Here is an 8,280-nt window from a genome sequence, read left to right as displayed (position 1 = left end):
TGCTCCTCTGCTCCCCTGCGGTCTCAATGTGTAAATTAAGTACTTAACAGCTTATCTCTGCAAGAATAGCTATCGCTTAACAAAATGGCTTGCATTCAATAATCGAATGCGAGACGCTAAAAATAGCACCTCGCAAACCCTACCACTTGGCGATCAAAGAGCGCTAATTCCGATCAAACAACCACAAAATTGTTTACGCTGACTGACAATCCAGTAGATAGTTGTGCAAATTTTACCTGAGTAAACCCAGACGCACTGCCATCAAGGTCAAAGAACAGTCCACCTGTAACATTGTCATAGATAAATCGTTGATTGCTTGTTGTTGCAGATGTTCCGAGGGTAAACTGACTTGTCTTAAGTGAACCTGATGATAACCCGCCGCCAAAGCCAGCAGCCGATACCTGAATTAGTTCATTAGTCGCGTTGAAGTCATAAATACTGTCAACACCTTGACTGTAACTATTGAAAACAAAGGTATCAGTACCAGTTCCTCCATAGAGGGTGTCATTACCAAAACCACCTATAAGAATATCATTCCCACTCCCACCATAGATTGTGTTTTTACCAAAGGCGCTAGAGGCGGAGATATAATCATTGCCAGCACCACCATCCAGTAAGTTATTACCTTTTGAATTACTAGCATTCAAGTTATCGTCCCCAGTGCCACCGTTAAGGGTGTTATTACTTATGGACCGAGACTCGTATGTGATAGAGACGTCGCGGGGTGAGTACGGGTCGCTGGGAGTATAGCTGTAGTAGCCAGAGATGGAGAGATAATCATTGCCATCACCCCCAGAGAGCAAATTATCGCCTGTTGAACCGCCAGCACTCAAAGTATCCTTACCTGCACCGCCGTTGAGCGTGTTCTTACCAGACGAGCGAGAGTCGTAGTCTTGGTAGTTACCTCCTTCGTAGTAACCAGAGATGGAGAGATTATCATTGCCATCGTCCCCAGAGAGCAAATTATTGCCTGTTGAACCGCTAGCACTCAAGTTATCGTCACCAGCGCCACCGTTGAGGGTGTTTTTACCAGACGAGCGAGAGTTGTATTCGTAGTCTGGGTAGCTAAAGCTCTCGTAGCCAGAGATGGAGAGATTATCATTGCCATAGCCTCCAGAAAGCAGATTATTGCCAACAAGGGAGTCATTTCCCGTACCACCAATGAGGGTATCATCACCCGTACCACCAATGAGCGTATCATCACCCGCACCACCTCGCAGCAAATCGTTTCCACTCAAGCCATCGATTTTGTCATTACCGCCTTGACCATTAACTACATCATTTGAGTCCTCTAAACCCGTAATATTATTGTTGAGGTCATTGAGAAAAGTTACTGTGTTCTTGATGCCCAGGCTAGTATCAGTAGAGTTGGAATCGAAGACATTAAAGCTGTCAGTGATACTATTTTGCCCGTCAAACAGGATATTACCAAGAGCTGGTTTTGCTCCAGAAGCTTTCAGATTCTCCAAGTTTTCTAGTTTGAAGTTTTGCAAGATAACTATGGTATTAGCATTCCCTTCAAAGGTGATTTCTAGATCGTTGTCATTCTGGGTCAGCAGTAAATTTTGAGCAGTTAATCCTGTACCCTGGAATTTGATGGTATCCACTTCAGCAATAACCGCTGCTGTCGGGTTAGTTCCTTTACCTATGCCACCGAAATCAGTGATTGTATCAGTGCCGTCGCCTAAGTTGTAAACAAATTTATCCTTGCCACCGCCACCAGTTAAAGAATCATTCCCAATACCACCAATGAGAGTATCATTCCCAGTACCACCCTGTAGTAAGTCGTAGCCGCTGGTTCCAATGATATTTGCCATAATTTTTACCTACCTGATTTCATTTTTTCAGTAATTTCAGTTCTCAACCTTGAATTTAGTGCTGTTTTCGGGCACAAAATACTTACCGAAATTGACGTTTTCGGCATACTTTATACATTAACAATTAGGAACAGTAATATTTATCAAAGATTCACCCTATGAAAAGCCTAAAAGGGAAGGGGAGTAAGATTCAAAGCCTCTCTCCTTTTAGGCTACGGTATACACACAAGTCGAATTACCCCCCTTAATCCCCCCTTATTAAGGGGGGAAACAAGAAATCTAGTTCCCTCCCCTTTATAAGGGGAGGGTTAGGGTGGGGTAAAACCTTGGTTAGTCAGCTATCTCAAGCTTGTGTGTACACCGTAGCCTTGACAAGGGGAGGGTTAGGGTGGGGTAAAACCTTAGTTAGTCAGCTATTTCAAGCTTGTGTGTACACCGTAGCCTCAAAGGAGAGAGGAATTGAAGTGAGGTTAGAGTGTATTGCATCCAAACGAGAAGCGCTATAAAAGCAAGTTTGCTAAGTTCTTATATTAAATTTGGACAGTTGTTTACTGAATTCGGGTAGTTGTTTACTGAATTCGGGTAGTCGTTTACTGAATTCGGGTAGTCGTTTACTGAATTCGGGTAGTCGTTTATTGAATTCGGGTAGTCGTTTACTGAATTCGGGCAGTCGTTGATTGAATTCGGGTAACCTCAGATAATTTACATAAAGCCATTCAATATATTTGTAATAAATAAATTAATTTATACTGAATAATGCGGGTGTCAAGTAACCCGAATTCTGTCTATCCTAGTGCTGTATAGTTCAGGGTAGAAGTCAGTTTTTATCCTGGCGCATTATTAATAATAGGAAAGTGATTTATGTCACGTCCAAAACGCGGGTCTAAAGTAATTGATAAAGCACAGCGTCGGATTGCGGCTTTGAAATCGATCAGTCCCACCTTAGACTTAGGCAATGGGGTAACAATTGACTCCTTTGCAGCTGTCATCAAAACAACGCAAGACAAGTTGGAAGCTTATAACTCAAGCCTCTCCACCGTGGATCTGACTCAGGGAGCCTTAGAAGTTGCCGAAAAGTCGCTGATGGAACTAATAGAACACATGTTACTCAGTGTAGCTGCAAAGTATGGCAAGAATAGCGATGAGTACAAAATGGCAGGGGGCGTTCGTCGAAGCGATCGCAAGCGTCCGGTACGTCAGCCTAAACAAGGGGCTGTTGCTTGATAAAGACGCTGTTCGATGTTTGTAAATGGCTACAGTGTACACACAAGTCGGAAGTAGCTGATAAATCTGGGTTTTACCCCACCCTAACCCTCCCCGATATATTGGGGAGGGAACCGGATTTTCTTATTTCCCCCCAATATATCGGGGGGATTAAGGTCCGATCAAAACTTGCGAGTCCGATCTTGCTTGGGTTAGTAAAAATCGACTTCTTGGGATTGTGGGGAAAAGTTTCTTCTTCAACATTTCCCTTTTCCCTTTTTTAGTAATTACCCTGACTTGAATTTCCCCAATTAATTATTAAAATCTAATACTATATTCAATTTAGTATTTGTTCGGATATGAGTATAATTTCATTTAGACCTTTGATTTTGATTATAGGCACAAGTATTGGTTTAGTACCTCTGTTGTCCAACTGGTGCGTCCAAGCACAAAATCAATCACAAAACATTGAGCTAAAAGTTTATAGTGAAAACGAGCAAAAACAAAGCTGTCCAGACAAGGTGATTGTCACTGAAAAACCCCATCCTTATCAAGAAGGCAGTTTTGCAACAGATGGCTCTATTAACCTGAGTGCCTATGCCAGTAACATCTCTGTTCAAGCCAGTAATAGTTTTAGTGTTACATGGGTTGGGACACTCAAGCCAAAATATGCTAAATGCTTTGCTTCTGCTGGAATGACTAAGGTTGATGGACAAGACTACTCTGGAAAGATTAATTATTTACGGATGCATTTTGTTAAAGGTAAAGTTTACTTCATCTTAGATTTGGCTGGCGGTTCTGATGCTAATAATTATCCCCTAGTAGTGCTAAAAAATCGTTTAAAGAATGGCAATCCTACTTGGACTTGGGGTGGAACTGACTAGAGGTAATACTGGAGTTTGGCGATCATTGTTGAGCAAAAGCCAAGTCACTTTCAATTAATTTGGCATTTGTTAGGTTAGCCCCACTCAAATTACACAAGTGAAAATTTGCTCCTCTTAGGTCTGCTAGTGACAGATTAGCTCCTGTTAAATCTGCACCAGTGAGGTTGACTTCACTTAAGTTAGCACTACTTAGGTTAGCCCCCTGAAGTGAGGCTTGTTGCAGGTCTGCCTTGCTTAGGTTTGCCCTCATCAAGTATGCTTTACTCAAGTCGGCTCCACTTAAATTAGCTTGACTGAGGTCTGCTGCTGTTAAATCAGCTTTACTTAAATTGGCTTGACTTAAGTCCGCCCAACTCAAGGAGGCATAACTTAGATTAATTTCACTCAGCTTCACTGATGCAAGTACTGCACACCTCAAATTAGCATTAACAAAATTTCTTTCTCCGATTGCATAACGGCGTAAAATTTCATTCGTTGTTACTCTGTCTAAAACAGCTTTTGATGCGCCTTGATAACACCATGTCGCTTGTAATAGTTTGGCAGCAGTGTCAACAGCTACCTCATCACTAGAAGCCACAATTACACCATTGCAGCCATCCCATTGACCGTTAAGCATTAGGGCAATCTCATTAGCGGCAGCAATTGAGTCAAATAGTAAAACAGATTCTTTATGCCGTTTTAACCAGTTATTCCAAGCAATCGAGATAATATTTTTCATTTCTATAAATTTTGGTCTTCTCAGACGATTACGGCTCTAACTATCTATTCTGGCTAATAACAATCAGACTGGTGTGTGTAACAACCGACCATTATTGTGCGTGCTTAACGAACGCTTGCTAAAAGTTCTCTCTTGACCGACGCTGGGCGGGTATGTAATCACACTTAAATATGTTCTTGTTGGGTGCGTAAGCTGTTAATCGTAGCGGTTAAAACTAGGACAATTGCCAAAACCAATACGGTATTTCTGAGCATTGAGTTATCAAAATGCTTGAGTGCGATCGCCACCAATGCCCAGAGTGTTACTCCTGTATAGGCGATGTCTCGAAGCTGGATGACAATAACTGCTGCAACTGCTGTTGCTATCAATACCAGGATCAGAGTCCAGATTACAGCAGAAATCCCCCAACCGTTCCACCTGTGAAAATACAAGGCACACGCTACATTGACAATAGTCGCCACGCTAATCCAGCCTAGATAAATGCTAATTGGAAAGTGAATACACCATTTTTTCAGCCGAGGTACACGCGATTTGCCAATTTCTAACTGCACATAGACAGCAATCAGGGGCAACAGAATCAAGAGCATTGCAATGACAGAAAGAGCAAAAAACCGAGACAAAAACAGATACACCCAGATACTTTGAGCAACACAGGCAATCACCAACAGATAACCTGTCTTACGTAAATCAGGCTCATGTCGTTGGTTAGGTAGAGCTTGGTATACCCCAAAAGCAAACAACCCAAGGTAAATTAGTCCCCAGATAGCAAAGGCGTAATTGGCAGGGATAATCAGGACATTTTTAAACAAAGTATTGGAAATTTCCCCGATGCTAAGTCCATTGAGCGGAAAAATGTTCGATACTACATTGATAACAAAAGCACCAAAGATTGCAGCCAAAGTAACAAGCTGCCGCCAAAGATCCTGGTAATTGCCTCTTGTGGACTGCTGCATAGGATGTTAACTGATAATCGAATGGCACTAAGAAAAGCCCAAAGACTTATTGTATCCTCGTTCCCAGCCTGGAGGCTGGGAACGAGTTCCGAGAGGCTCTGCCTCTTGTCCAGAAAGAGGAGGCGGAGCCTCCGAGAATGGTTTCCCAGCCTGGAGGCTGGGAAGCAGTTGGGGCAAGGGCTGTATCTTAACTTAGTGCCATTCAACTCATAATCTTTTGTGCTTTTAGCTTACATCTGAAAAAGAGTGATGGATATAAGCCACAGTCATATCTAGCAAGTTAATCAGGAGTTAAACTGATTATTGACCTCACTGCTTTTAAGGTACTGTCCATGCAGCTACTTCAAACTACCGACAAAGATTTTTCTGTCAAATTCCAAACTCTTGTAAGCGATCGCCGGGAAGTTACAGTTGATGTTAGTGGGACAGTACGCGAGATTCTAGCTGATGTGAAAGTGCGTGGTGATGCCGCAGTCAAGGACTATACTAGCCGCTTCGATCGCAACAATCTCCAGTCTTTGCATCTAAGCGAAACCTTTATTGCCGAACACGCGGCACAATGTCCTGCCGATGTCTTGGCTGCGCTGGAATTTGCTGCTCTTAGGATTGTGGCTTTCCATGAAAAACAACTACCACAAGATATTGGCTACACCGATACAGTCGGGGTAAAACTGGGATTGAATTGGGTAGCGCTGTCGCAAGTGGGAATTTATGTACCAGGGGGACGGGCTAGCTATCCGAGTTCTTTGTTGATGAATGCCTTACCAGCTAAAATTGCTGGTGTTGAAAGAATTGTCATGACAGTACCGATGCCTGGTGGTGAGATTAATTCCGCCGTATTGGCTGCTGCTCAAGTTGCTGGTGTTACAGAAATATATGGCATTGGTGGGGCACAAGCGATCGCAGCATTAGCTTATGGTACAGAAAGCATTGCCCCAGTAGATAAAATTGTTGGCCCTGGTAATGCTTATGTTGCTGAAGCCAAGCGTCAAGTCTTTGGCACTGTTGGCATTGATAGCATCGCTGGCCCTTCAGAAATTTTAGTGGTAGCCGACAGCCAGAACAACCCAGATTGGATTGCCTGGGATTTACTATCGCAAGCAGAACACGATCCTAGTGCCCAGTCAATCTTAATTACTGATTCCGAAATCTTCGCACAACAAGTAATAAAGGCTGTTGAGAAAATTCTTGCCGATTTACCCACCAGAGAAGTTGCCAGTGCAAGTTGGCAAAATTATGCAGCCGTGATTCTGGTCAACGATTTAGCCGAGAGTATACCACTGCTCAATCAACTAGCTCCTGAACATGTGGAATTGTGTGTGGATAACCCGCAACTGCTTGCCGATCAAATTAAGTGTGCCGGAAGCGTGTTTTTAGGACGCTATACTCCAGAAGCGATTGGCGATTATTTAGGAGGCCCCAACCATGTACTGCCAACTGCCCGTTCTGCCCGCTTTGCCTCTGGTTTGAGTGTCTACGATTTTCTCAAACGAATTACTTTTTTAGAATGTGACAAACAAGCATTACAGACAATAGGCAAAGCAGCTGTCACCTTAGCAGAGGCAGAAGGTTTGCCAGCCCATGCAGGTAGTGTATCTGTACGCTTGCAATAAAAAGCTGAGATAATTTGTGAATGAGATGATGGTTATTCAAAATTAATTCGTGTACTGATTGCTTGATTGATACAAACTTTTGTGCTTCTTAGATGTTAATGTCCGTCTCAGAATACCTAGACTATCAAGGATGAACTTGGTCATGGGTTTGAGGAATGCGATCGCAGTGGGTAAAATTTCCATTTTGGGAAAATTCACGAGAGATTTTGTGTAACCACTCGATAACGCTGTTCAATCCAAGGTGCGAACACTGTTCCAAATGAATAGCCTTGAGCTTCCAAATCTTCGAGATTTCCGGCTATTTTAATGAGAGCGATCGCAGTAGGGTTTCGTCTTTATAGGGTAATATCAGTCTAACTCCCAAGCAGTATAGAAGATTGAAAATAGGAGAAGTAAGCTTGTTCTTTAAAGCAACCGATAGCGATTTTGATATCACCACAGTACAGCTTGCGGTCTGAGTCTAAATCCGAATGACGGCGATCGCTTCATTCTAAATAGAACAAGTCAGATTTCTTTGCACCCACCATTTCGTCATTTTCAATATGAACCAGAAGTGAAGGTATTAACTTGACGAACACTAATTGTGGTTAACTCAAAAAAGAGTTCATCTGTTACAAAGCTTAGGGGGTGGGATGTTTGGGATGACTATTCGTTGGTGTTTGGGGATTGGGATGGGAGGTGCGATCGCTTTGGGTGCAAATTGTGCTTCTGCCCAAATCACTACCGATGGCACTCTGCCTAATAATTCCATCATCACATCAGATGGTAACACCACCAAGATCACAGGGGGTACACAAGCTGGTGGTAACTTGTTTCACAGCTTTAGGGAGTTTTCTGTCAGTACTGGTAGCACAGTTTACTTTAACAATGCTGTGGATATTCAGAATATCATTAGTCGGGTGACAGGCAATTCTGTTTCTAATATAGATGGCGTTCTCAAAGCTAACCGCACAGCCAATATATTTCTGATTAATCCTAACGGCATTGTTTTTGGGTCCAATGCTTCTTTAAATATCGGCGGTTCATTTGTGGCTAGCACGGCGAGTAGTTTGAACTTTGCTGATGGTACAAACTTTAGTGCTACATCTGGTC

General features: G+C 42.8%; 9 protein-coding genes. 5 read left to right on the top strand and 4 right to left on the bottom strand.

Annotated features, from left to right (window positions below; all coding sequences use genetic code 11):
- Positions 1-173: 173 nt before the first annotated feature.
- Positions 174-1,817: a calcium-binding protein gene (locus tag HWQ40_RS12350; protein WP_292778103.1), complete on the bottom strand. Its 1,644-nt coding sequence runs from the start codon at positions 1,815-1,817 to the stop codon at positions 174-176.
- Positions 1,818-2,143: 326 nt separating this feature from the next.
- Between HWQ40_RS12350 and HWQ40_RS12345 the strand changes: the two genes are divergently transcribed.
- The 3 genes from HWQ40_RS12345 (at position 2,144) to HWQ40_RS12335 (ending at position 3,904) form a co-directional block, all read left to right on the top strand.
- Entirely contained in the window at positions 2,144-2,323 is a 180-nt protein-coding gene (locus HWQ40_RS12345) for a hypothetical protein (protein WP_292778101.1), read from the top strand.
- Positions 2,324-2,678: 355 nt separating this feature from the next.
- Positions 2,679-3,041, top strand: a complete 363-nt coding sequence (locus HWQ40_RS12340) for a hypothetical protein (RefSeq protein ID WP_292778099.1) — start codon at positions 2,679-2,681, stop codon at positions 3,039-3,041.
- A gap of 338 nt (positions 3,042-3,379) precedes the next feature.
- On the top strand, positions 3,380-3,904 hold the full coding sequence (locus HWQ40_RS12335; protein ID WP_292778097.1) for a hypothetical protein: 525 nt from the start codon (positions 3,380-3,382) through the stop codon (positions 3,902-3,904).
- A gap of 22 nt (positions 3,905-3,926) precedes the next feature.
- On the opposite strand, the gene HWQ40_RS12330 is transcribed toward HWQ40_RS12335, so the two are convergent.
- Both HWQ40_RS12330 and HWQ40_RS12325 read right to left on the bottom strand, forming a co-directional pair.
- On the bottom strand, positions 3,927-4,622 hold the full coding sequence (locus HWQ40_RS12330) for a pentapeptide repeat-containing protein (protein WP_292778095.1): 696 nt from the start codon (positions 4,620-4,622) through the stop codon (positions 3,927-3,929).
- A 164-nt stretch (positions 4,623-4,786) separates the two neighbouring features.
- The gene (locus tag HWQ40_RS12325; RefSeq protein WP_292778093.1) at positions 4,787-5,575 is read right to left on the bottom strand and encodes a tryptophan-rich sensory protein; all 789 of its coding nucleotides are present in this window, start codon (positions 5,573-5,575) and stop codon (positions 4,787-4,789) included.
- Between the two features lie 332 nt (positions 5,576-5,907).
- Between HWQ40_RS12325 and hisD the strand changes: the two genes are divergently transcribed.
- Positions 5,908-7,188 (top strand): histidinol dehydrogenase, encoded by a 1,281-nt coding sequence (gene hisD / locus HWQ40_RS12320; protein ID WP_292778091.1) that lies wholly within the window; start codon positions 5,908-5,910, stop codon positions 7,186-7,188.
- A gap of 42 nt (positions 7,189-7,230) precedes the next feature.
- Here the strand turns inward: hisD and HWQ40_RS12315 are convergent, their stop codons facing one another.
- The gene (locus HWQ40_RS12315) at positions 7,231-7,386 is read right to left on the bottom strand and encodes a hypothetical protein (RefSeq protein ID WP_292778089.1); all 156 of its coding nucleotides are present in this window, start codon (positions 7,384-7,386) and stop codon (positions 7,231-7,233) included.
- A 443-nt stretch (positions 7,387-7,829) separates the two neighbouring features.
- On the opposite strand from HWQ40_RS12315, the gene HWQ40_RS12310 reads away from it, so the two are divergent.
- Positions 7,830-8,280: filamentous hemagglutinin N-terminal domain-containing protein (locus tag HWQ40_RS12310; RefSeq protein WP_292778087.1), on the top strand; the 451-nt coding region annotated here is incomplete at its 3' end.

This window comes from Nostoc sp. NMS9, from assembly GCF_017114995.1.
GTDB lineage: Bacteria > Cyanobacteriota > Cyanobacteriia > Cyanobacteriales > Nostocaceae > Nostoc.
The sequence above is the reverse complement of the archived record's forward strand: the minus strand, read 5'-3'. Positions and strand labels throughout refer to the sequence as shown.

Coding starts and splice junctions, on each gene's coding strand:
- HWQ40_RS12350 (WP_292778103.1), bottom strand. CDS start 1,817: ATGGCAAATATCATTGGAACCAGCGGCTACGACTTACTACAGGGTGGT.
- HWQ40_RS12340 (WP_292778099.1), top strand. CDS start 2,679: ATGTCACGTCCAAAACGCGGGTCTAAAGTAATTGATAAAGCACAGCGT.
- HWQ40_RS12335 (WP_292778097.1), top strand. CDS start 3,380: ATGAGTATAATTTCATTTAGACCTTTGATTTTGATTATAGGCACAAGT.
- HWQ40_RS12330 (WP_292778095.1), bottom strand. CDS start 4,622: ATGAAAAATATTATCTCGATTGCTTGGAATAACTGGTTAAAACGGCAT.
- HWQ40_RS12325 (WP_292778093.1), bottom strand. CDS start 5,575: ATGCAGCAGTCCACAAGAGGCAATTACCAGGATCTTTGGCGGCAGCTT.
- hisD (WP_292778091.1), top strand. CDS start 5,908: ATGCAGCTACTTCAAACTACCGACAAAGATTTTTCTGTCAAATTCCAA.